The sequence below is a fragment of the Marinobacter excellens LAMA 842 genome (genome assembly GCF_001574445.1).
In the GTDB taxonomy this organism is placed as follows: Bacteria; Pseudomonadota; Gammaproteobacteria; order Pseudomonadales; family Oleiphilaceae; genus Marinobacter; species Marinobacter shengliensis.
In genome coordinates, this window is the sequence record NZ_LOCO01000006.1 from 75,961 (window position 1) to 99,517 (window position 23,557).

At 56.3% G+C, this 23,557-nt stretch carries 20 protein-coding genes; 19 read left to right on the forward strand and 1 reads right to left on the reverse strand.

Annotation, left to right across the window (positions count from 1 at the left end; all coding sequences use genetic code 11):
• Nucleotides 1-3 precede the first annotated feature (3 nt).
• The 19 genes from J122_RS07410 (at nucleotide 4) to J122_RS07500 (ending at nucleotide 23,257) form a co-directional block, all read left to right on the forward strand.
• A complete protein-coding gene (locus J122_RS07410) occupies nucleotides 4-888 on the forward strand; it encodes an NAD(+) kinase (RefSeq protein ID WP_058093152.1) in 885 nt (294 codons plus the stop codon).
• Nucleotides 889-890: 2 nt separating this feature from the next.
• Nucleotides 891-1,904 (forward strand): metallophosphoesterase, encoded by a 1,014-nt coding sequence (locus J122_RS07415; protein WP_061331693.1) that lies wholly within the window; start codon nucleotides 891-893, stop codon nucleotides 1,902-1,904.
• Nucleotides 1,905-1,906: 2 nt separating this feature from the next.
• Nucleotides 1,907-2,596: a rhomboid family intramembrane serine protease gene (locus tag J122_RS07420; protein ID WP_197463824.1), complete on the forward strand. Its 690-nt coding sequence runs from the start codon at nucleotides 1,907-1,909 to the stop codon at nucleotides 2,594-2,596.
• Nucleotides 2,597-2,771: 175 nt separating this feature from the next.
• Nucleotides 2,772-3,071, forward strand: a complete 300-nt coding sequence (locus tag J122_RS07425; RefSeq protein ID WP_058093123.1) for a YeaC family protein — start codon at nucleotides 2,772-2,774, stop codon at nucleotides 3,069-3,071.
• Nucleotides 3,068-3,904 carry a DUF2797 domain-containing protein gene (locus J122_RS07430; RefSeq protein WP_061331695.1) on the forward strand — a complete coding sequence of 279 codons (837 nt, stop codon included), beginning with the start codon at nucleotides 3,068-3,070 and terminating at the stop codon, nucleotides 3,902-3,904. The genes J122_RS07425 and J122_RS07430 overlap by 4 nt, the downstream gene beginning before the upstream one ends.
• A gap of 30 nt (nucleotides 3,905-3,934) precedes the next feature.
• Nucleotides 3,935-6,577, forward strand: coding sequence for an aminopeptidase N (pepN, locus tag J122_RS07435; protein WP_061331696.1), 2,643 nt, complete (start codon nucleotides 3,935-3,937; stop codon nucleotides 6,575-6,577).
• Nucleotides 6,578-6,754: 177 nt separating this feature from the next.
• On the forward strand, nucleotides 6,755-8,143 hold the full coding sequence (locus tag J122_RS07440) for a DUF1329 domain-containing protein (protein ID WP_061331697.1): 1,389 nt from the start codon (nucleotides 6,755-6,757) through the stop codon (nucleotides 8,141-8,143).
• 140 nt (nucleotides 8,144-8,283) lie between these two features.
• Nucleotides 8,284-9,432 (forward strand): WD40/YVTN/BNR-like repeat-containing protein, encoded by a 1,149-nt coding sequence (locus J122_RS07445; protein WP_227510119.1) that lies wholly within the window; start codon nucleotides 8,284-8,286, stop codon nucleotides 9,430-9,432.
• Between the two features lie 46 nt (nucleotides 9,433-9,478).
• Nucleotides 9,479-11,863: an efflux RND transporter permease subunit gene (locus tag J122_RS07450; RefSeq protein WP_061331698.1), complete on the forward strand. Its 2,385-nt coding sequence runs from the start codon at nucleotides 9,479-9,481 to the stop codon at nucleotides 11,861-11,863.
• Between the two features lie 185 nt (nucleotides 11,864-12,048).
• The gene (locus J122_RS07455; protein WP_061331699.1) at nucleotides 12,049-13,032 is read left to right on the forward strand and encodes a TAXI family TRAP transporter solute-binding subunit; all 984 of its coding nucleotides are present in this window, start codon (nucleotides 12,049-12,051) and stop codon (nucleotides 13,030-13,032) included.
• A gap of 81 nt (nucleotides 13,033-13,113) precedes the next feature.
• On the forward strand, nucleotides 13,114-15,714 hold the full coding sequence (locus J122_RS07460) for a TRAP transporter permease (protein WP_061331700.1): 2,601 nt from the start codon (nucleotides 13,114-13,116) through the stop codon (nucleotides 15,712-15,714).
• Nucleotides 15,715-15,865: 151 nt separating this feature from the next.
• A complete protein-coding gene (gene thrS / locus J122_RS07465) occupies nucleotides 15,866-17,791 on the forward strand; it encodes a threonine--tRNA ligase (protein ID WP_061331701.1) in 1,926 nt (641 codons plus the stop codon).
• Nucleotides 17,788-18,333: a translation initiation factor IF-3 gene (gene infC / locus J122_RS21110; protein WP_082780529.1), complete on the forward strand. Its 546-nt coding sequence runs from the start codon at nucleotides 17,788-17,790 to the stop codon at nucleotides 18,331-18,333. The genes thrS and infC overlap by 4 nt, the downstream gene beginning before the upstream one ends.
• Nucleotides 18,334-18,427: 94 nt before the next feature.
• Nucleotides 18,428-18,619, forward strand: coding sequence for a 50S ribosomal protein L35 (gene rpmI / locus J122_RS07475; RefSeq protein ID WP_007151842.1), 192 nt, complete (start codon nucleotides 18,428-18,430; stop codon nucleotides 18,617-18,619).
• A gap of 50 nt (nucleotides 18,620-18,669) precedes the next feature.
• Complete coding sequence (rplT, locus tag J122_RS07480; RefSeq protein WP_022989373.1) at nucleotides 18,670-19,023, forward strand: 50S ribosomal protein L20; 354 nt, start codon at nucleotides 18,670-18,672, stop codon at nucleotides 19,021-19,023.
• Nucleotides 19,024-19,161: 138 nt separating this feature from the next.
• Nucleotides 19,162-20,160: a phenylalanine--tRNA ligase subunit alpha gene (gene pheS / locus J122_RS07485; RefSeq protein WP_061331702.1), complete on the forward strand. Its 999-nt coding sequence runs from the start codon at nucleotides 19,162-19,164 to the stop codon at nucleotides 20,158-20,160.
• A gap of 72 nt (nucleotides 20,161-20,232) precedes the next feature.
• A complete protein-coding gene (gene pheT, locus J122_RS07490; RefSeq protein ID WP_061331703.1) occupies nucleotides 20,233-22,605 on the forward strand; it encodes a phenylalanine--tRNA ligase subunit beta in 2,373 nt (790 codons plus the stop codon).
• Nucleotides 22,606-22,608: 3 nt separating this feature from the next.
• Complete coding sequence (gene ihfA, locus J122_RS07495; protein ID WP_044386556.1) at nucleotides 22,609-22,911, forward strand: integration host factor subunit alpha; 303 nt, start codon at nucleotides 22,609-22,611, stop codon at nucleotides 22,909-22,911.
• Complete coding sequence (locus J122_RS07500; protein ID WP_058093133.1) at nucleotides 22,892-23,257, forward strand: MerR family transcriptional regulator; 366 nt, start codon at nucleotides 22,892-22,894, stop codon at nucleotides 23,255-23,257. Before ihfA ends, J122_RS07500 begins: the two co-directional genes overlap by 20 nt.
• A gap of 91 nt (nucleotides 23,258-23,348) precedes the next feature.
• Here the strand turns inward: J122_RS07500 and J122_RS07505 are convergent, their stop codons facing one another.
• Nucleotides 23,349-23,537, reverse strand: coding sequence for a DUF2892 domain-containing protein (locus tag J122_RS07505; protein WP_061331704.1), 189 nt, complete (start codon nucleotides 23,535-23,537; stop codon nucleotides 23,349-23,351).
• Nucleotides 23,538-23,557: the final 20 nt, after the last annotated feature.

The following is a 23,557-nucleotide window of genomic DNA, read 5'->3' on the forward strand; positions in this document are numbered from 1 at the left end:
TTCATGGATCAGTTCAGGAATATCGGCATTGTCGGGCGCATGGGCAGCGTCAAGGTGGTTGAGTCTCTGCGGCAGCTCAAGCAGTACCTGACGGCCAACAACTACCACGTCATCATCGAGGAAGATACCTCCACCATGATTCCGGGCCATGGCCTGCAGGTCGCCAGCAAAAAACTGCTGGGCGAAATCTGCGACCTGGTCATTGTCGTGGGCGGGGACGGTAGTTTGCTGGGGGCTGCCCGTGAACTGGCCAAATCCAAGATCCCGATTCTGGGAGTTAACCGCGGCCGCCTGGGCTTCCTGACGGATATTTCTCCATCTGACCTCGAAGAGCGCCTGGCCCGGGTGCTTGAGGGTGAATATATCGAGGAATCGCGGTTCCTGTTGGATGGCCATGTGGAACGTAATGGCCAGCCCCTGGGCTACGGTTCTGCCCTGAACGATGTGGTGCTGCACCCCGGTAAGTCTACCCGGATGATCGGTTTTGACCTCTACATTGATGGCCACTTTGTTTACAGCCAGCGTTCCGATGGCTTGATTGTTGCCACGCCCACCGGCTCAACCGCCTATTCCCTGTCAGCAGGTGGTCCCATCATGCACCCGAAACTGGATGCTGTGGTGCTGGTGCCCATGTTCCCGCATACCCTGAGCAGTCGTCCGATCGTGGTCGATGGCAAGAGTGAAATCAAACTGGTGATTGGTGAAACCAACGAAACCTACCCGCAAGTCAGCTTTGATGGCCAGATGAACATTGCCTGTGCGCCCGGGGATATCATCCGAATTACCAAAAAGCCGTTCAAGATCCGTCTGATCCACCCGACCGATCACAATTTCTATGCCACCTGCCGTGACAAGCTGGGTTGGGCAAGCGAAATAGCAGCGAGTTGATTATGGCGGGACAGACTTCAACCGCGAGCCGCGGTTACGACATTATTGGTGACATTCACGGTTGCGCCCACACCCTGGAGCGGTTGCTCCAGCAGATGGGGTATCGTAAACAGAACGGCATTTACCAGCATCCCCGGCGCCAGGCCATTTTTATTGGCGACATCATCGATCGGGGCCCAAGAATCCGTGAGGCCCTGCATCTGGTGCGGGATATGGTGGAGCACGGTGCCGCCCGCATCGTTATGGGCAACCATGAATACAATGCCCTCGGCTACTGCACCCGGGCGCGGCCGGGCAGTGGCAAGCAATTCCTGCGCGAACACAACCCTCGCCATGACCGCCTGATCAAGGAAACTCTTGAGCAGTTCGATGCGTATCCCCACGAGTGGAACGATTTTCTGGAGTGGTTTTACACCATTCCGCTGTTTATCGAAGAGGAGCACTTCCGGGTGGTGCATGCTTGCTGGGATCAGGATCTGATAGACAAGTTCCGGCAGAATCAGGGCGGTGCCTGTATTGATGAAGACTTTCTTCATGCCTCGGCCGCCATCGAATCTTTCGCCGGCCAGGTGATGGACACCTTGTTGCGTGGCACTGACTTGCGCCTGCCGCCAGGGGTCAAGATTACGGGGCGGGATGGCTATGTTCGGGAATTCTTCCGCACCAAGTTCTGGGCCGACAACCCACAAACATACGCCGATGTGGTGTTCCAGCCAGACCCATTACCACCGGAAGTGGCGTCCATGAGCTTGCGGGAGGATGAGCGTAAACAACTGATTACTTATCCGCTGGATGCGCCGCCGGTCTTCGTCGGGCATTACTGGATGGATGGTGAGCCGGCACCTTTGAAGTCGAATGTGGCCTGTATCGATTACAGCGCCGTAAAGTACGGCAAGCTGGTGGCCTATCGGCTGGATGATGAAAAGGCACTTTCCCGCGACAAGTTTGTCTGGGTAGAGGTGGATCGTCCCGAGCAGCCGGATTATCCCACCAGTGAAGACAGCGTGGCGCGCTAAGTATCAGCGAGGTTAGTTTGGACCAACATACATCATCTCCGATTACCCCCAGCGGGCGCTGGCAGCCGGCTCCCCGGCATGCACCGTTTGTTGTGAGCGTGATCGGCATCGCCGTTGCCATGGTGTGGCTGACATCCATGGGGCAGAACCCCCTGGCCGCGGCCATGATGATCGTCGATCCGAGGCACTATTCCTGGGACCTGTTCAGTTCCCTGGGCGGGAGGTTGGATGCGCTTTCTGCGACAGTGGCAGGCGGGCAGTTGTGGCGCCTGATTTCACCGGATTTCCTGCATTTCAGCTGGACCCACATCATTTTCAACTCGGTCATGCTCTGGTTTCTGGGCAGCCAGATTGAATGGATTGATGGTCGCGCCCGCCTGGTGGCGCTGTTCCTGGTAACCAGTCTGTCCGCCAATCTGTTGCAGTATCTGGTGTCTGGCCCCCTGTTCGGAGGTTTGTCGGGTGTCGTTTATGGCATCCTTGGTTACTGTTGGCTGAGCCAGCAACGCCGGCCCAGATTCCAGTTTCCACCTGCGTTGGTCACCTTTGCCCTGGTGTGGATGGTGATCGGCTTTACGCCTATCCCGGAAATGATTGGCCTGGGCCGGATGGCTAACGAGGCTCACCTGGGAGGCTTTGTGGGTGGTCTGGCGTTGGCAGCGGTGATGCCCGCCCGGGGGCGGTTTCGGTGAAGGCATAAAAAAGCCCCACCAAAGGGTGGGGCATTAAAAGAGCTTATAGCTCCTGATGAGAGAGACCAAATGATACGACCGTCGTCATTTGGCGAGATAATGATAATTGTTATCATTTCCATCTGTCAAACGGATTTGCCGATTTTTTTATGAATGATTTTTCAGGAGGTGGGTAATGACCTACGACGAACTCATTGAACGGCTGGATCCGACTGTATACCGGAACCTCAAGCAATCTATCGAGCTTGGTAAATGGCCTGATGGAAGGGCAATGACCCGAGAGCAGCGGGAAATCAGCCTGGAAGCGGTTATCTATTACGAGAACAAACACAATGTGCCCGAAGAGCAGCGGGTGGGCTATCTGGACCGGGGCGAGAAAGCCGGTACCGCCTGTGATCCATCCGTGCAGTTTCGTAAAGATCGCCAGAACGGCAACGATGTGGATCCAGACCAGTTCGTCGAGGTCAAGGTTTGAGCGAGTCAATTGATGTAACCGGCCGCTTGCGTAAGATGCCGGCGCAAGCCGGCGATCCGGTGGCCTACACTCTGGCCGTGGGTGACACCCGCATTCCCCTGAATGACCTGATTGGCCAGAAGGTGCGACTGGACTTTGACGGTGTGATTCGCTGCATCCACTGCGACCGCACCACCAAGAAGAGTTTCAACCAGGGCTACTGTTATCCCTGTTTCCGCAAACTCGCTGCCTGTGACAGTTGCATCATGAGTCCTGAGAAGTGCCATTACCATCTGGGTACCTGCCGGGAGCCCGAGTGGGGCGAGGCGAATTGCATGGTGGAGCACGTGGTCTACCTGGCCAATTCCAGTGGCTTGAAGGTGGGTATTACCCGGGGCTCGCAAGTGCCGACTCGCTGGATCGACCAGGGCGCGGTGACAGCCATTCCCATGCTGCGGGTAGCCAGCCGTTACCTGTCCGGTCTGGTGGAAGTGGCGTGCAAGAGCCATGTGGCGGATCGGACCAATTGGCGCGCAATGCTCAAAGGCGATGTGCCGGAGCTGGACCTGGTGCAGGAGCGCCAGAGGCTGCTGGCAGTGATAGAGCCTGATCTGGCAGACCTGCGGCGAACCCATGGCGAAGACAGTTTGCGAGTTGTGGACGAGGCCTCACTGGGGCTTGGTTATCCGGTTCAGGTGTGGCCGTCTAAAGTGAAAACGCATAATCTGGACAAGTCACCGGATGTGGAAGGGCGGCTGGAAGGCATCAAGGGCCAGTACCTGATGCTCGATACCGGTGTGATCAATATTCGAAAATTTACCGGATACGAAGTCCGGTTCCGGGTTCTTGACTGAGCGCGGAAGTCTACTGTCTGGAGAGTGTGAATGCGTACCAACCAGCCACAAACCATCTACCTGAGCGAGTACCAGGCGCCGGCGTATCTGGTGGACCATGTAAGCCTGAGGTTTGAATTGTTCGAGGACGGCGCGCGGGTGCACAGTACCTTGTCCATGCGCCAGAACCCCGCGGCCGGGCAGAGTGGCACGCCACTGGAGCTGGATGGTGACGGTCTGACCCTGGAGACTCTGTCCCTGAACGGTCAGCCGCTGGCCAGTGGCGAGTATCAGAACGAGGGTGACAAGCTGGTGATTCCAGTGGTGCCGGATTCGTTTGAGCTGGCGGTCGTCACCTGGATAGAGCCGCAGAACAATACCCGCCTGGAGGGCCTGTACAAGTCATCGGGCATGTTCTGCACCCAGTGCGAGGCCGAAGGTTTCCGCTGTATCACCTATTATCCGGACCGGCCGGATGTGATGGCGCGCTTCCAGACCCGCGTTGAAGCCGATAAGTCTGCCTACCCGGTGTTGCTTTCCAATGGTAACCCCATTGAGCAGGGCGACCTAGAGAACGGCCGTCACTTTGTGACCTGGGAAGATCCGTTCCCCAAACCGGCCTACCTGTTTGCGCTGGTGGCGGGCGACCTTGTCGAGAAACGGGATACGTTTACCACTGTTTCTGGTCGCGATATCGATTTGCGCATCTACGTTGAGGCGCGCAATGCCCGCAAGTGCGATTACGCTATGGATGCGCTCAAGCGTTCGATGCGCTGGGATGAAGAGGTGTATGGCCGTGAGTACGATCTTGATATCTTCATGATCGTAGCAGTGGATGATTTCAATATGGGGGCCATGGAAAACAAGGGCCTGAACATCTTCAATTCATCCTGCGTGCTGGCCAGCCAGGACACGGCTACGGATGCCGCTTTCCAGCGTATCGAAGCCATTGTTGCCCATGAGTATTTCCATAACTGGTCCGGTAACCGGGTTACTTGCCGGGACTGGTTCCAGCTGAGTCTGAAAGAAGGCTTTACGGTATTCCGGGATTCCCAGTTCTCGGCGGATATGGGCTCGCCCACCGTCAAGCGCATTGAAGACGTTACCCTGCTGCGCACCGCTCAATTCGCCGAAGATGCCGGCCCCATGGCGCATCCGGTTCGGCCGGCGTCGTACATGGAAATCTCCAACTTCTACACCCTGACCATCTATGAAAAGGGCGCAGAAGTGGTGCGGATGATTCACAATCTGCTCGGCGCCGAGCTGTTCAGGAAGGGCAGTGACCTCTACTTTGGCCGCCACGACGGCCAGGCCGTCACTACCGATGACTTTGTTCGGGCAATGGAAGATGCCTCCGGGCGCAACCTGAGCCAGTTCCGTTTGTGGTACGAGCAGGCGGGCACGCCGGTGTTGGCGGTAGCGGATCATTACGATGAGGCACAAGGTGTGTATCGACTGGATATCCGGCAGTCGATTCCGGATACGCCCGGACAGTCCGGGAAAAAGCCGCAGCATATTCCGTTTGCGATCGGCCTGCTTGATTCCGAAGGGCAGCCGCTGCCTCTGAACATGGGGGCGGAGGACAGCAACGGTCCCGCTGAGCGGGTGCTTGAACTGACTGAGACGCAACACAGCTTTGAGTTCCATGGACTCAAGGAGCGGCCGGTGCCGTCGTTGCTGAGGGATTTTTCCGCCCCGGTGAGGGTTCATTACCCATGGGCCCGCGAACAGCTGTTGTTCCTGATGAGTCATGATCCGGATGGCTTTAACCGGTGGGATGCTGGCCAGAAACTTGCGGTCGATGTTATCCAGTCATTGGTTGACGCGCCTCAGGGCACGGAAATTGAACCACGGCTGGTGGAAGCCTATCGCCTGTTGTTGAACGATACCGAGTTGGACCAGGCGCTTGTGGCCAAGATGCTGCTGTTGCCTTCGGAAGCCTATCTGATCGAGCTTTCCGAGCAGGCCGACGTGCCGGCCATTCATGACGCCCGGGAGCAGGTTCTGACGCATCTGGCCCAGGCGCTCCGCGATGACCTGCTGGCCTGTTATCAGCGCAACGCTGGTCAGGGCGATTATCAGCTGACGCCGGGTGCCATCGCCCGTCGCAGCCTTCGTAATACAGCGTTGGCGTGGCTGCTGCACATTGATGATGAGCAGGGGCGGGCGCTGGCCGTTGAGCAGTTTGAGCAGGCGGATAACATGACGGACCGGCTCGGCGCCTTGCGTGCCCTGGTGAATTCCGGTTTTGAATCGGATCGGATCAGGGCCCTGGCAGAATTCTTCGAGCGTTTCCAGGATGACCCGCAGGTGGTTGAACTCTGGTTCTCGGTGCAGGCGTCCAGCGACCGGGCAGGGCAGTTGCCGCAGATCCAGGCGTTGTTGGAGCATCCGGCCTTCGACTGGAAGAACCCCAACAAGGTGCGTTCTGTGGTCGGGGTGTTTGCTGGCCAGAACCTGGCAGCTTTCCATAAACCGGATGGCAGTGGTTACCGGTTCCTGGCGGACCAGGTGTGTCGACTGGACGACAGCAACCCGCAGATTGCTGCCCGGTTGGTGTCTCCGCTTACCCGGTGGAAGAAGTTTTCACCGCAATACAGCAGTCAGATGAAGACCGCCCTTGAGCGGATTCGTGACAAAAACGAGCTTTCACGAGACGTGTACGAGGTGGTTCACAAGAGCCTGGCGGACTGACCCAGGCTCGTACCCTGGCTGTGATTGTAAAGCCGTCGTCACAGCCAGATACAAAATCGCACTTTCGGTCGATAGACAATGTTGCTCAATCGGCTAATCTGATGGAAAGTCTGCGATTACGTCAGACCATAACAATAAAGCCCTGTAGAGGCTCCCAGACGGATTTAAGGTTGCACAATGAGATACAACAAGAACGCATTTTTGGGCGGGCTGCTTGCGCTTTCGTTTGCAGCTGCACCGGTTCACGCCGGTGTGTCTGCCGCTGAGGCAAACCGCCTCGGTCAGGACCTGACGCCCTTCGGGTCCATCAAGGCTGGCAATGAAGCTGGTACCATTCCTGCCTGGACTGGCGGGCTGACAGAGCCCCCGGCTGGTTACGAAGGCAGTGGGCAGCACCACATCAACCCGTTCCCGGACGATCAGGTGTTGTTCACGATTACCGCCTCCAACATGGAGCAGTACGACGAGTACCTGACCGATGGCGTCAGGGCCATGCTCCGTACCTACCCAACCACATTCCGTATTCCGGTGTACCAGTCGCGCCGCACCCATGCCGTGCCCGACTGGGTTGCCGAGAATACCCGCAAGAACGCAGTCAACGCGGAAATTGTCGGACAGGCCGAGGGCTTGAGCGGAGCGTTTGGCGGTTACCCGTTCCCGATCCTGCACGGTACCGATGAAGAAAAAGCCTGGCAGGTGGTCTGGAACCATCTGACCCGGTGGCGCGGTATTTCCGTTACCCGTCGTTCCAGTGAAGTGGCGGTTCAGACCAACGGTGATTATGGACTGGTGACCTCGCAGCAGGAAGCTTTCTTTAACTTCTACAACCCGGAAGGCGGCGAAGCCGATCTCGATAACATCATTTTCTACTACCTCTCGTTCACCCAGTCTCCGCCCCGCCTTGCCGGCGGTGCCATTCTGATTCACGAGACACTCAACCAGATTATCAACCCTCGCAACGGTTGGGGTTACAATGCTGGCCAGCGGCGGGTTCGCCGTGCCCCTAACCTCGGGTACGATTCCCCGATCGCGGCGGCCGATAACCTGCGCACCGCGGATGACACCGATATCTTTAACGGTGCCATGGATCGCTACAACTGGAACTACGAGGGTATGAGGGAAATATACATCCCTTATAACAACTACCGGATTGGCGAAAAAGGCACACCGTATTCCGAGATTCTGGGTATTTCCCATCTGAATCCTGATCTGACCCGCTGGGAGCTGCACCGCGTGCACGTGGTAGAAGCCACCCTCAAGCAGGGCGAGCGGCACATATACGGCAAGCGTCGTTTCTATGTGGATGCGGACAGCTGGAACACCGTGCTGCTGGACCAGTACGACGGTCGTGGAGAGCTGTGGCGCGTGACCATGGGTATCCCCAAGAACTATTATGAGCTGCCCGGCGTGTGGACAGTGCTGGACGTGTACCACGACCTTCAGGCTCGCCGTTACCACGTGCTGGGTCTGGATACGGAAGAATCCGGTACTCGGGTGTTTACCGACGATGTACCGAATAAACGTTATTTCTCACCGGCCTCGCTGCGTCGGCGGAGTGTGCGCTAAGGACTCGGCGCACAGTCTGATCCCGGAGTGGCAGTAGTAGTGCCAGATATACCGGCGGCCTTATGGCTGCCGGTTTGTTTGTGCTTCTGCGAGGCTCAGGGATAACGCAACAAGATACAATCAACGTAAAGGCAATTTGAATGGCTAATAGGTTCATATGCGAGACACTGGGGTCTGCCTGTCTGGGGTTCTCCATGGTACTGGCAGCCCCCGCGGCATTTGCGGTGCCAGATATTCTTGAAACTCCTTCCCGCCCGACACTGCTGGCGCCGGAATCGTTGCTGAATGACGCAACGCGTGCTGGTGAGCGGATTGTTGCCGTTGGAGAGCGTGGGCATGTGATCTTCTCGGACGATGAGGGACACACCTGGGTTCAGGGCGCTGTTCCCGTGTCCCTGACACTCAACGCCGTGGATTTTGGCACCGAACAGCACGGCTGGGCGGTTGGTCATAGCGGCGTGGTGTTGCATTCGTCGGACGGTGGAGAGAACTGGACCTTGCAGCTGGACGGTAATCAGGCTTCAACCCTGGCTATTGAAAGCAAGCAGTCTCAAATTGCCGAACTGGAAGAACAGATCGAACAGGCTGAAGACGATGAGAAAGCGGATCTGGAGTGGGCGCTTGACGACCTGTTCTTTACTCTTGAGAACATGCAGGCAGACCAGGATGTCGGGCCGGTAAACCCGTTCCTGGATGTCTGGTTTGAAGATGACAGCCACGGGTTTGTGGTAGGTGCTTACGGCATGATCCTGAGAACCCAGGACGGCGGCGAAAACTGGGAAGACTGGGCGCCGAACCTGGATAATCCTCAGAACTTTCACCTCAATAGCATCACTCAGGTTACCGGTGGTGCCCTGGTAGCGGTTGGTGAAGCCGGGCAGATCCATGTGTCGGTGGACGGTGGCGATACCTGGGAACGCCGTGAAAGCCCCTATGAGGGGTCTTTGTTTGGGGTTATGGGTACTGGCCAGGTTAACGAAGTGTTGACGTTTGGTCTGCGGGGCAACACCTTCCGCTCGACCGACCTTGGCCGCAGCTGGACGGTGGTTCCCAACGAGGGCGGTGCAACCATTAATAACGGTGCGGTTGCAGATGACGGCAGGATTACCCTGGTGGGCAATGGTGGCGCCGTGCTTATGAGTACCAATGGCGGCGAGAGCTTCCGGGTGTACTTCCGGAACGATCGGGAAGGTGTGATGGCCGTTGTTCCCCTGCAAGGAACCAATCTTCTTCTGGTTGGCGAGGGCGGTGTCAAGTTCACCGACGCTCGTGGTCGGAATCCGAATTAACGCCCTGGTGTGGCATCAACAGATTAATGGATAGAGGGGCTTTTTAATGTCTAACCCGATGCACGACAGGGGTGAACATTACCTGACAACGCCAAAGGCGGAGCCGTTTCTCGAGCGGCTGATTTTCAATAACCGGGCACCGATCCTGGTTGCGTTTTTCATTCTGACGCTGTTCCTTGGCTACAACGCTGTCAAGATTCAGCCAGACGCGAGCTTTGAGCGGATGATTCCGCTTGAGCATCCTTACATCGTCAATATGCTCGAGCATCGGGACGATCTGGAGAACCTGGGTAACTTTGTCCGGATTGCGGTGGCCGTGGAAGAAGGCGATATCTTTACCGCCGAGTACATGGAAACCCTGCAGCAGATTACTGACGAGGTCTTTTACCTGAATGGGGTAGACCGTTCCGGCCTCAAGTCCCTGTGGACTTCCAACGTACGCTGGGTAGAGGTAACAGAACAGGGCTTCCAGGGTGGTACGGTCATTCCTGATGGCTACGACGGTTCCCGTGAAAGCCTGGAGCAATTACGTCAGAATATCCTGCGTTCCAACGAAGTAGGGCGCCTGATTTCCGATAACTTCCGTTCCACCATCGTTTACGCGCCACTGTACGAGAAGAACCCGGAAACCGGCGAAGCGCTGGATTATGGTGAGTTCTCACGACAGCTCGAAGAAAAGATTCGCGATAAGTACGGAGCGGAAAATCCTAACGTCAATATCCACATTGTCGGTTTCGCCAAGAAAGTGGGTGATCTGATTGAGGGTATTGCCTCCATTGCCTGGTTTGCGGGGATCACCATCCTGCTGACCACGCTGCTGTTGTTCTGGTACTCCCGCTGCATTGCGGGCACCCTGGTGCCGGTGTTCACGTCGATTATTGCCGTGTTCTGGCAGCTCGGTACTCTCAAGCTGCTGGGCTACGGGCTGGACCCATACTCGGTGCTGGTTCCTTTCCTGGTCTTTGCGATCGGTATCAGTCACGGCGTTCAGATTGTCAACGCCATGGCGGTTGAAGCAGGCAAAGGGTTCGATGCCATTACCTCAGCCAGGCTCGCGTTCCGGGCCCTGTATATTCCGGGCATGCTGGCCCTGATTTCCGATGCCTTCGGCTTCCTGACCCTGGTGTTTATCGAAATCGACGTAATCCGGGATCTGGCTATTGCGGCCGGCCTGGGTGTGGCGTTCGTGATCATCACCAACCTGGTGCTGCATGTACTGATCATGTCTTACATCGGTATCTCGAAGGGTGGTGTCCGGCATGTGCAGAATCACGGGGAAAAACAGGACCGCAAATGGCGGGTCATGTCGTACTTCTCTCATCCGGGTGTTGCGCCGATTTCCCTGCTGATTGCGGTGATTGGTCTTGGCCTGGGTCTTTACTACAAGCAGGACCTGAAGGTTGGTGACCTGGACGAGGGTGCGCCGGAGCTGCGCCCGGATTCCCGCTACAATAAGGATAACTCCTTCATCATCAACAATTACTCCACCAGTGCTGACGTCCTGGTGGTGATGGTGAAAACCCAGGAAGAGCAGTGCACCCAGTACAACGTATTGCGTGCGATGGATCGCCTGCAGTGGGAGCTGCAGAACACCCCGGGTGTGCAGAGCTCTGCTTCCCTGGCGGATGTTTCCAAGATGGTGACCAAGGCCCTGAACGAGGGTAGCTGGAAGTGGTACGAGATCTCCCGTAACCAGACCATCATCAACGCTTCCATTCGTGAGGCCCCGGCAGGCCTGATCAACACCACCTGTGATCTGACGCCGGTGCTGGTGTTCCTGGAAGACCACAAGGCGGAAACCCTGCAGACCGTGGTTGACCGTGTTGAGGAGTTTGCCGATAACTTCAACAACGACGAGCACACTTTCCTGCTCGCCGCAGGTAACGCCGGTATTGAGGCCGCTACCAACGAAGTTATTGCCAATGCCAAGGACATCATGTTGCTGCTGGTCTACAGCGTGGTGAGCTTGCTGTGTTTCCTGACGTTCCGGTCGATCCGCGCGGTGGCCTGTATCGTGATTCCGTTGGGCCTGACCTCCATCCTGTGTGAGGCAATCATGGCGGTCTCGGGTATTGGTATCAAAGTGGCGACCCTGCCGGTGATCGCATTGGGGGTAGGTATCGGTGTCGACTACGGTATCTATATCTACAGCAAGCTTGAGAAGTTCCTGCTGGAGGGCAAGACGCTCCAGGATGCTTATTACGAGACTCTGCGCTCAACCGGTAAGGCGGTTATCTTCACCGGTGTGACTCTGGGTCTTGGTGTGGTGACCTGGATCTTCTCGCCGATCAAGTTCCAGGCGGATATGGGCTTCCTGCTGTTCTTCATGTTCCTCTGGAACATGGTGGGCGCCATTTGGTTGCTGCCTGCGTTGGCGCGCTTCCTGTTGCGCCCGGACAAAATGCTTGCCAAGGCAAGAGCGGCGAAATAATCGCCAGAACTGCAAAAAAGCCCGCACTCGCGGGCTTTTTTGTTGCTGGGTCAGACGGTTAGCGAGCTAATGCATTCTTTATTTATGGCCCGAAGTGGTCTATGTTCTTAGACGACCGGGATGTTTGCCCGCACTTTGAGCCGGGCAACTGACAATAAAGACCAAGAAGAGAAGGAAGAGCACACATGACACTAAAACTGAAAGCGTCCGCGTTTGCCGTTGCTGCCGCCGTGAGCCTAGGGGCCGCATCGACAGCCGTTTCCGCACAGGAACAGCGCTTCGTGACCATTGGTACTGGCGGCGTGACCGGTGTTTACTACCCTGCCGGCGGTGCTATCTGCCGTCTGGTGAATATGGACCGAAAAGAACACGGTATTCGCTGTTCGGTCGAGAGTACCGGTGGCTCCGTGTACAACCTGAACGCGATTCGCGGTGGTGAGCTTGATCTGGCGGTGGCCCAGTCCGATTGGCAGTTCCACGCCTACAACGGTACCAGCCAGTTTGAAGATGCCGGAAAAAACGAAAAACTTCGCGCCGTCTTCTCTCTGCACCCTGAGCCGTTCACCGTAGTGGCGAGCAAAGGCTCCGGTATCAAGACCTTTGAAGACCTTGAAGGCAAACGGGTATCTGTAGGCAACCCGGGCTCCGGTCAGCGTGCCACCGCCGAGGTTCTGATGAACGAAATGGGCTGGGGTATGGACAAGTTCGCCCTGGCGGCGGAAATCAAGGCGGCGGAGCAGTCCCAGGCTCTGTGTGATGGCAACATTGATGCTTTCTTCTACACCGTTGGCCACCCCTCCGGTGCCATCAAGGAAGCCACCACCTCCTGCGACAGTGTCCTGGTAAACGTGGATAACGCGGCCAGCAAGAAACTGATTGACGACAACCCGTACTACCGGAAGGCGGTTATTCCGGGTGGAATGTACCGTGGGTCTGACCAGGACGTAACCACTTTCGGTGTGGCAGCAACCTTTGTGTCATCAACCGATGTGGCAAACGATGTGGTTTATGAAGTGGTTAAAGCGGTCTTTGAGAACTTTGACAGCTTCAAGCGCCTGCATCCTGCGTTCGGTAACCTGAAGAAGGAAGAGATGGTCTCTGACGCCCTGAGTGCGCCTCTGCATCCGGGTGCCGCCAAGTACTATCGTGAGGCTGGCCTGATCGACTGATCCGGCACGTCGCCGGCAGGGTGGGCGTCCGGCCCGCCCTGCTGATTCCAACCAGGTTATCTCCCATCACAGGTACATTCTATGGCGAAGAACGACCCCGGTACCGGGGCGGGTGTTGACGCCGCCAAGGTCGATCAGCTGTTGCAGACAGAAACCGGAGGCAGGGCTCTCACCGGACCGGCATCTGTCATCCTGTTTATCGTGCCCCTTTGCTGGTCTTTGTTTCAGCTCTGGATTGCATCACCGCTACCGTTCATTCTGAACTTCGGTATTTTCAATTCCACGGAAGCCCGCTCCATTCATCTGGCCTTTGCGGTTTTCCTGGCCTTCTCTGCTTTCCCCATGATCAAAGGGGTTCATGTCAACAAAGTGCCAGTCTACGACTGGGTGCTGGCGCTTGCGGCTGCTTTCTCCGCATCTTACCTTTTCGTGTTCTATAACGAACTTTCTACCCGTCCGGGTGCGCCGATTACCATGGATCTGTGGGTTGCGCTCAGTGGCCTGGTGTTGTTGCTTGAGGCCACTCGGCGGGCCCTTGGCCTGCCGCTGACCATTGTAGCGGCGGTGTTCATCACTTACTCGATTGCTGGCCCTTACATGCCGGATGTCATTGCCCATAAGGGTGTCAGCCTCAACAAGCTGGCGTCTCATCAATGGCTGGGTACCGAAGGTGTTTTCGGGGTGGCGTTGGGTGTATCCACCAGCTTTGTGTTTCTATTCGTACTTTTTGGTGCGTTGCTTGAACGTGCCGGAGCCGGCAACTACTTCATCAAGGTGGCCTACGCCATGCTTGGCCATATGCGTGGTGGCCCGGCGAAAGCTGCGGTGGTGTCCAGTGGTTTGAGTGGTGTTATTTCTGGCTCATCGATTGCCAATGTGGTCACCACGGGCACGTTTACCATCCCGCTGATGAAGCGTGTTGGCTTTCCGGCTACCAAAGCGGGTGCTGTCGAGGTTGCTGCGTCCACCAATGGGCAGCTCACACCGCCTATCATGGGCGCTGCCGCGTTTTTGATGGTTGAATACGTGGGCATTTCTTACCTGGAAGTGATCAAGCACGCCATTCTGCCGGCTCTGATTTCCTACGTGGCATTGATTTACATTGTTCACCTTGAAGCTTGCAAGCTGAAGATGGAAGGCATGGAGCGGCCGAACCGTCCCTCCCTGGCACAGCGAATGCTGAATTGGGTGGTGATTCTGATCGGCCTGATTGTGCTCACCTTTGCGGTTTACTATGGTGTGGGCTGGACCAAGGATGTTCTTGGCGAGGCGGCGCCCTGGGTGCTTGGGCCGCTGCTTGTTGCGGTCTATGTGGGTCTGGTTGGCTATGCCACCCGGTTTCCCGAGCTGGAAGTCGATGATCCCGAAAAGGCGATGGGCGCATTGCCTGAGGTGGGCCCCACCGTCAAAACCGGCCTTTATTATCTCCTGCCTGTGGTGGTGCTTGTCTGGTGCCTCACCGTAGAGCGCTTTTCGCCGCAGTTGTCTGCGTTCTGGGCGACCCTGTTCATGATCTTTATCGTGATAACACAGCGCCCGCTGAAAACACTTTTCCGCAGCCGCGGCCAGGTGCTCCGTGAGTTTGTCAGTGGCTTTGTTGATCTGGCGCACTCTTTGGCCACCGGCGCTCGCAACATGGTGGGCATTGGTGTTGCCACGGCCACCGCTGGCATCGTGGTTGGCACAGTAACCCTCACCGGCATCGGGTTGGTGATGACAGAGTTTGTAGAGTTCCTCTCCGGGGGGAATCTGCTGTTAATGCTCATCTTCACCGCAGTGATCAGCCTGATACTGGGGATGGGCTTGCCCACCACGGCTAATTACATCGTGGTATCGACACTGATGGCGCCGGTCATCGTTACCCTCGGCGCCCAGAATGGCTTGCTCGTGCCGCTTATTGCGGTTCACCTGTTTGTGTTCTATTTCGGGATACTGGCGGATGATACGCCGCCCGTGGGTCTGGCCGCCTACGCGGCGGCGGCTATCTCGGGCGCAGACCCCATCCGAACGGGTATTCAGGGTTTTACCTACGATATCCGTACCGCCATCCTGCCGTTCATGTTTATCTTCAACACCCAGTTGTTGCTGATTGGCCTGACCGGGTGGGTCGACCTGCTGATTACCGTGGCCAGCGCGGTAACGGCCATGCTCGTGTTCTCCGCCGCGACACAGGGTTTCTGGTTTACCCGCAGCTACAAGTGGGAAAGCCTGCTGTTGCTGTTGATTACCTTCACCTTGTTCCGGCCCGGGTTCTGGTGGGACATGATCTATCCGCCTTATGAAGAGCGGCAGGGCAGTGCGATTATGGAGTACGTCGAGACGGTGCCGGTTGATGACACAACGGTTTTCCGGGTATCGGGCATGGGGCTGGATGGCAGTGACGTGACCACTTATGTTCAGCTCGATATTCCGGCTGGTGGGTCAGCGGAGGAACGGCTCTCAGCCGTCGGTTTGGACGTGTCCGATCAGGGTGACGTGCTGGCGGTGAATTTTGTGGATTTTGGCAGCGCTGCGGAAGATGCCGGTATTGAGTTTGGTTGGAATATCGAAGCAGTTCAGGCAAAGCTCGACCGGCCACCGAGGGAATTGATGTTTATTCCCGCGCTGTTGTTGCTTGGATTGGTGGCGTTTGGCCAGCTCAAGCGCAAAGCAAGGGAGGACGCATCACCTCAAACGGCGTAAAGCTCATGGCACTTAGTAAAAACCCGGCGTTGCTGCCGGGTTTTTTTCTGTTAGACTCGCCCTCAAACCGGCCCGTGGTTTGTATCACGGAGCCCGGCCACCATGTGATCTTTGGTATAGATCACCGCTGAGAAACCATCAGGAGAGAATCATGCCCGTCGTTACCCTGCCGGATGGCAGTCATCGCAGTTTTGCCGAACCCGTTACCGTTCATGATGTGGCCGCCGATATTGGTGCAGGCCTTGCCAAGGCCGCCCTGGCTGGAAAAGTGAATGGCAAACTCGTGGATACCAGCTACCTGATCGAAAACGATGTGGATCTGGCCATCGTAACCGAGCGCGATGAAGACGGCGTAGACGTGATTCGCCACTCCACGGCACACCTTATGGCCATGGCGGTACAAGATCTGTTCCCCGGCGCCCAGGTAACCATCGGGCCGGTGATCGAAAACGGTTTCTACTACGACTTCAAATACGAGCGCCCGTTTACCAACGAAGACCTGGCGCGCATCGAAAAGCGTATGGAAGAACTCGCCAAACAGGACCTGCCGGTCTCCCGTTCCATCATGTCCCGGGAGGAAGCGGTCAAACTGTTTGAAAAAATGGGTGAGGAATACAAGGTTCGGATCATCGAGGATATCCCCGGTGAAGAAGATCTCTCGTTCTACAGCCAGGGTGATTTCATTGATCTTTGCCGTGGTCCTCACGTGCCCAGTACCGGGAAGCTGAAAGCCTTCAAGCTGACCAAGGTGGCGGGTGCCTACTGGCGCGGTGATACCAGCAACGAGCAGTTGCAGCGTATCTACGGGACCGCCTGGGGCAACAAGAAAGACCTGAAAACCTACCTGCATCGCCTGGAAGAGGCCGAAAAGCGGGACCACCGCAAGATTGGCAAGAAGCTTGGCCTGTTCCACATGCAGGAAGAAGCCCCCGGCATGGTGTTCTGGCATCCGGATGGTTGGTCCCTGTACCAGGAGATTGAGCAGTACATGCGGGGCAAACAGCACCAGCATGGTTACAAGGAAATCAAGACACCGCAGGTGGTGTCACGCACGCTCTGGGAGAAATCCGGGCACTGGGACAAGTTCAAGGATGGCATGTTCACCACCGAGTCCGAGAAGCACGATTACGCCATCAAGCCCATGAACTGCCCGTGCCACGTACAGGTGTTCAATCAGGGTCTGAAAAGCTACAAGGACCTTCCGCTGCGCCTGGCAGAGTTCGGCTCATGCCACCGAAATGAAGCCTCCGGGGCTCTTCATGGCCTGATGCGGGTGCGTGGATTCACTCAGGATGATGCCCACATCTTCTGTGAAGAAGACGCCATCCAGGAAGAAGTGTCGGCGTTCATGAAAATGCTGCACGAAGTATACGAGGACTTCGGTTTTACCGAGATTCTGTACAAATTGTCCACTCGTCCGGAGAAGCGCGTAGGTTCGGATGAGGTCTGGGACAAGGCGGAGGCTGCCCTTGAAGAAGCCCTGAACCGCGAGGGGGTTGATTGGGAGTTGTTGCCGGGTGAGGGTGCCTTCTATGGTCCCAAAATTGAGTATTCCTTGAAGGACTGTCTCGGCCGGGTGTGGCAGTGTGGTACCATTCAGGTAGATTTCTCAATGCCGGGCCGCCTGGGTGCCCAATATGTGGCCGATAATTCCGAGCGGAAAACTCCCGTTATGCTGCATCGGGCGGTTCTCGGGTCTTTTGAGCGGTTTATCGGTATACTGATCGAAGAATACGAAGGCGCATTCCCCACGTGGCTTGCTCCGACACAGGTTGCGGTGCTGAATATTACCGATAACCAGCGTGATTATTGTCAGAATCTGGCCAAAAAGTGGGATTCTTTGGGTTATCGGGTTAATGCTGACTTGAGAAACGAGAAGATCGGCTTTAAAATCCGCGAGCATACTCTTAACAAGGTTCCCTACCTGATCGTTGTTGGCGATAAAGAAATCGAGAACAACGCCGTTGCAGTAAGAACTCGCAAAGGCGAAGATCTGGGCACCATGTCTGTCGACGAGTTTGAACAGCTGCTTGCAGCTGACGTCGACCGAAAAGGCAGAAACAAAACGGAGATCTGATTATTAAACAGCGAACGAATCGGGGTGGGCGTACTCCAAAAGCGCCTATCAATGAGAACATTGACGCAACTGAAGTCCGTCTGATTGATGCCGAAGGCAATCAGGTCGGGATAGTACCCATCGAGGACGCGATCCGCATGGCGGAAGAAGCCACCCTTGATCTGGTGCAGGTTACGGATTCCGATCCGATCGTCTGTAAGATAATGGACTACGGCAAGAAAATTTTTGAAGAGAAAAAGGCCAAGGCGGCTGCCAAGAAAAAGCAGAAGCAGACGCAGGTCAAAGAGCTGAAGTTCCGACCAGGAACGGAAGAAGGGGATTATCAGGTCAAACTACGCAACCTGGTACGTTTCCTTGAGAACGGGGATCGCGGCAAGATCACGATTCGGTTCCGCGGCCGTGAGATGGCACACCAGGAAATTGGTATGAAACTCATGGCTCGGATTGAAACCGACATCGAAGAACTTGCAACGGTTGAGATGCGGCCGAAAATGGAAGGCCGGCAGATGACCATGATCGTGGCTCCCCGCAAGAAGAAGTGAACCTGATCCCAGCACGGGTCCCCCGCAGCGGCGGGGGATTTGTCGTTCAGGGGCACAGTTGTTTTTATTCATAATAGAATGCGGAGTTTTAAAAATGCCGAAGATGAAAACCAAAAGCGGAGCTACCAAGCGGTTCAAGAAGACCGCCACCGGCTTCAAGCACAAGCAGTCCTTCACCAGTCACATCCTGACCAAGAAGAGCCCGAAGCGTAAGCGTCAGCTGCGCGGCACCAAGCTCATCGCCAAGTCGGATGTTGCATCTATCAAGCGCATGACCGCGTGCTGATCCAGCCGCGCGAAACGTTCCTTAGAAAGTAAAGGTAGAAGGATTAAAGTATGGCTCGTGTAAAGCGTGGCGTGGTAGCACGTCGTCGTCACAAGAAGATTCTCAAGCAGGCCAAGGGTTACTACGGCGCTCGTAGTCGTGTATTCCGCGTTGCCAAGCAGGCGGTTATCAAGGCTGGTCAGTACGCCTACCGTGACCGTCGCAACCGTAAGCGCGCTTTCCGCGCTCTGTGGATTGCCCGTATCAACGCTGGCGCCCGTGCAAACGGCCTGTCTTACAGCCGTCTGATCGCTGGCCTGAAGAAGGCGAATGTTGAAATCGATCGTAAGGTTCTGGCTGATCTGGCCATGAACGAGCAGCAGGCGTTTGCCGCTGTGGTTGAGAAGGCCAAAGCATCCCTGTGATCGCTTAAGCTCTTTCATCGATTACTGATCGATCCGGGTGCTTCATGTCATCGTGAATGCGCCCTCTGATAGGGGAAGGGCACGCTCTTCCCCTATTTTTGTTTTAACCTACCCCATTTCTGGTTTGGAGCAGGGTCAATGGAAAACCTGGAGCAACTGGTTCAGGACGGGTTGAACGCGGTAGAAAACGCGAGCGACCTTCAGGCACTTGATCAAATTCGCGTGGAATACCTCGGCAAGAAGGGGGTGATCACCCAGCAGGCGAAAACCCTGGGTAAACTCTCTGCGGAGGAGCGTCCTGCCGCCGGCCAGAAGATCAATGAAGCCAAGGGGCAGGTTGAGCAAGCTATCAATGCGCGCAGGGCAGATCTTGAGACAGCCGCCATAGAGGCGAAGCTGGCCAGCGAATCCATTGATGTGACCTTGCCCGGCCGTGGCCAGGACCTGGGGGGCTTGCACCCGGTCACCCGCACCCTGCAGCGTATTGAAGAGATCTTTGCCCGCGCCGGTTACAGCGTGGAGCAGGGGCCAGAAATCGAAGATGACTACCATAACTTCGAAGCGCTGAACATTCCCGGGCATCACCCGGCCCGTGCCATGCACGATACCTTCTATTTCAATCCCGGCACTCTGCTGCGGACCCATACCTCTCCGGTTCAGATCCGTACCATGGAAGCCGGCAAGCCGCCATTCCGGATGATCTGCCCGGGCCGCGTGTACCGCTGCGATTCGGATATGACTCACACCCCCATGTTCCACCAGGTGGAGGGGTTGCTGGTTGAGAAGAACGTCAGCTTTGCGGATCTGAAAAGCACGGTGGAAGAATTCCTGCGGGTGTTCTTCGAGCGTGATCTGAAAGTACGTTTTCGTCCGTCGTATTTCCCGTTCACCGAGCCCTCCGCGGAGGTGGATATCGAGTGGGGCCGGGAAGCAGACGGCAGCATCAAGTGGCTGGAAGTGATGGGCTGCGGCATGGTGCACCCGAAAGTGTTCGAGCATTGCGGTATTGATGCCGAAGAATATCGTGGCTTTGCCTTTGGTCTGGGCGTTGAACGCCTGGCCATGCTCCGCTACGGCGTGAAAGATCTGCGCATGTTCTTCGAAAACGACCTGCGTTTCCTGCGTCAGTTCCGTTAAGCCCAAGGGCAGGACGACGTACGCAGAGCTCAGAATCAACCGCATAAACCGCATCAGGACAAGGCAAGAACGATGAAATTCAGTGAACAGTGGCTGCGCGAGTGGGTTAACCCGAACCTTGGATCCCAGGAATTGATGGACCAGATCACCATGGCCGGGCTGGAAGTGGATGGCTTTGAGCCGGTGGCCGGTGAATTCAGCGGTGTGGTGGTTGGCGAAGTGCTTTCTACCGAACCCCACCCGGATGCTGACAAGCTGCGTGTGTGTCAGGTGAGTGACGGGACCAATACCGTTCAGGTGGTTTGTGGCGCTCCCAATGTGCGCGCCGGCCTGAAAGTGCCGTTTGCGGTGGTTGGTGCGGTGTTGCCCGGTAACTTCAAGATCAAGAAGGCCAAGCTGCGTGGCCAGCCTTCCGAAGGCATGCTCTGCTCCGAATCCGAACTGGCGCTGTCTGAAAGTCACGATGGCCTGATGGAATTGCCTGTTGATGCGCCGGTTGGTCAGGACGTAGCGGATTACCTGAAGCTCAACGACATCGCCATTGATGTTGACCTCACTCCGAACCGCAGTGATTGCTTGTCCATCAAGGGGTTGGCCCGGGAAGTGGGTGTTCTGAACAGCCTGCTGGTAGAGGCACCAGACATTGCTCCGGTGGAAGCGGTGCATTCGGAAGTGCCGGATATCCGCGTAGAGGCGCCGGAAGGTTGCCCCCGTTACCTGGGGCGCGTTCTGCGAAACGTAAATCTGCAGGCGGAAACACCCTTGTGGATGCAGGAAAAGCTGCGCCGTTCCGGTATCCGGTCCATTGATGCCGCAGTGGATGTCACCAACTACGTGATGCTGGAACTGGGCCAGCCCATGCACGCCTTCGACCGTGACGAGATCAGTGGCGGTATCATTGTGCGTATGGCCAAGGCAGGCGAAAAACTGGTGCTGCTGGATGGTCAGGAAGTTGAATTGACTCCGGAAACCCTCCTGATTGCGGACCACCAGAAACCGATTGCCATTGCCGGCGTTATGGGTGGGGAGCACTCCGGGGTGAGCCCGAAAACCCGGGACCTGGTGCTGGAGTCGGCCTATTTCGACCCCATTACCCTGGCGGGTAAGGCCCGCGAATATGGTTTGCACACCGATGCCTCCCACCGTTTTGAGCGTGGTGTTGATTACCAACTGGCTCGCGATGCCATGGAGCGGGCAACGCGCCTGCTGATGGACATTGTTGGTGGCGAGCCCGGAGAAATCGTGGAAGTGGCAAGCCAAGAGCACTTGCCGAAAGCGAGAGTGATCGATCTGAGGGAAAAACGCCTGGCCGATGTGCTGGGCCTGGCGATTGACCGCACCACGGTGGAAGAAATCCTGTCTCGTCTTGGTCTGCATATCGACAAGTTACTGAAAGACGGCTGGCGCATCAGTGTGCCCAGCTTCCGCCCGGACATTTCCATCGAAGAAGACCTGATCGAGGAAGTCGGTCGTATCTTCGGTTACAACAACCTGCCGGTGACCGAGCCAACGGGCTCCCTTGGCTTGCGGGCGAGGGAAGAGGCGGTACGGCCGTTGTCGGCCATTCGCAACTTCTTCGTGGCGCAGGGCTACCAGGAAGCAGTTACCTACAGCTTTGTTGATCCGAAGGTACAACAGCTGATCGATCCAGAGCGGGAAGGCATTGCTCTGGCCAATCCGATTTCGGCGGATTTGTCAGTGATGCGTACCACCCTGTGGAGCGGCCTGTTGAAGACAGTAGTGCACAACCAGAACCGCCAGCAGCCCCGCATCCGTCTGTTTGAAACCGGTCTCAGGTTTGAGAAAAATGACGGTGAGATCGACCAGCAGCCGATGCTAGCCGGTGTGGTGGTGGGCAATCAGGTACCGGAAAACTGGGTAAACGGTCGCAGAACAGCGGACTTCTTTGATGTAAAAGGAGAGTTGGAAAGCTTGTTCCGTGTGCTGAGTATCGAGATTCAGTTCATCGCCAGCCAGCATCCGGCGCTGCACCCGGGCCAGACCGCTGAATTGTTGCGTGACGGTGAACATGTGGGCTGGTTGGGCACGTTGCACCCACAAGTTCAGAAAAATCTTGAACTTAATGGCACGATCCTGATGTTTGAGCTATTCTTGAATTCGATCGTTACCGGATATGTGCCTAATTTCAAAGATATTTCAAAATTTCCGGAAGTTCGGCGGGATTTGGCTATTATTATCGGGAGCGATGTGGCGTTCGCCCAGGTTGAGCATGTGGCCAGGAGGCATGCTGGTGAACACCTTACGGCGTTGCGTGTGTTTGATGTCTATGAAGGCGAAAGCCTGGGTGAAGGCAACCGAAGCCTGGCGCTCAGCCTGTTCTGGCAGCATCCCGAACGCACGCTCAATGAAGATGAAGTGCATTCGCTCTTCAACGGCGTTATTGATGCCTTGAAAGAAGAGCTGGGGGCAACACTGAGGAGTTGAGAAATGGCGGCTTTGACGAAAGCGGACATGGCAGAGCGCTTGTACGAGGAGTTAGGTCTTAACAAGCGTGAGGCCAAGGAAATGGTAGAAGCTTTCTTCGACGAAATCAGAGGCGCACTCAGCCACAACGAGCAGGTTAAGTTGTCGGGATTTGGCAACTTCGATCTCAGGGACAAGAAGCAGCGCCCGGGACGGAACCCGAAAACGGGTGAAGAAATTCCCATCAGTGCACGACGCGTAGTTACGTTTCGACCAGGTCAGAAACTGAAGCAGAAAGTAGAAGCGTATGCTGGAACCGAGTCATAACAACGAGCTCCCCGCCATTCCGGGGAAACGCTATTTCACGATTGGTGAAGTGGCCGATTTGTGTGCTGTAAAAGCCCACGTATTGCGCTATTGGGAACAGGAGTTTCCCCAGTTGTCGCCGGTCAAGCGCCGGGGCAATCGTCGTTACTACCAGCGGGCGGATGTGATCACCATTCGTCAGATCCGTAGCCTGTTGTACGATCAGGGCTACACCATCGGTGGTGCCAAGCAGAAGCTGAGCAGCTCGGAAGTCAAAGACGACACCTCCCAGTACAAGCAGCTGATCCGGCAAATGATCACCGAGCTGGAAGAGGTACTGGATGTGCTGAATTCCCCCGCCCGGTAAGTTGCCTCGGGGAACGCAGTGTAAGCCGTTGATGAAAGGCCGGAGTGGGTACCCACTCCGGCCTTTATGCTTTCTGGCGTGCGCTTTCTGCCTATTTGGTCTTGCAGGTTTTGATCCCCAGCAGGGAATAGGCGGGGCAGTTGCCAATGGCAGCGGTGGCCAGGGGCACCACACCAATCCAGCCCCAGGCCGTTTGTGGCCCTACAAACACCAGGGCAATCAGAACAATGCCGACAATGGCGCGAATAATCCGGTCCGCTGAACCCATGTTTACCGTCATCTTTGTCTCTCCTGTTTGAT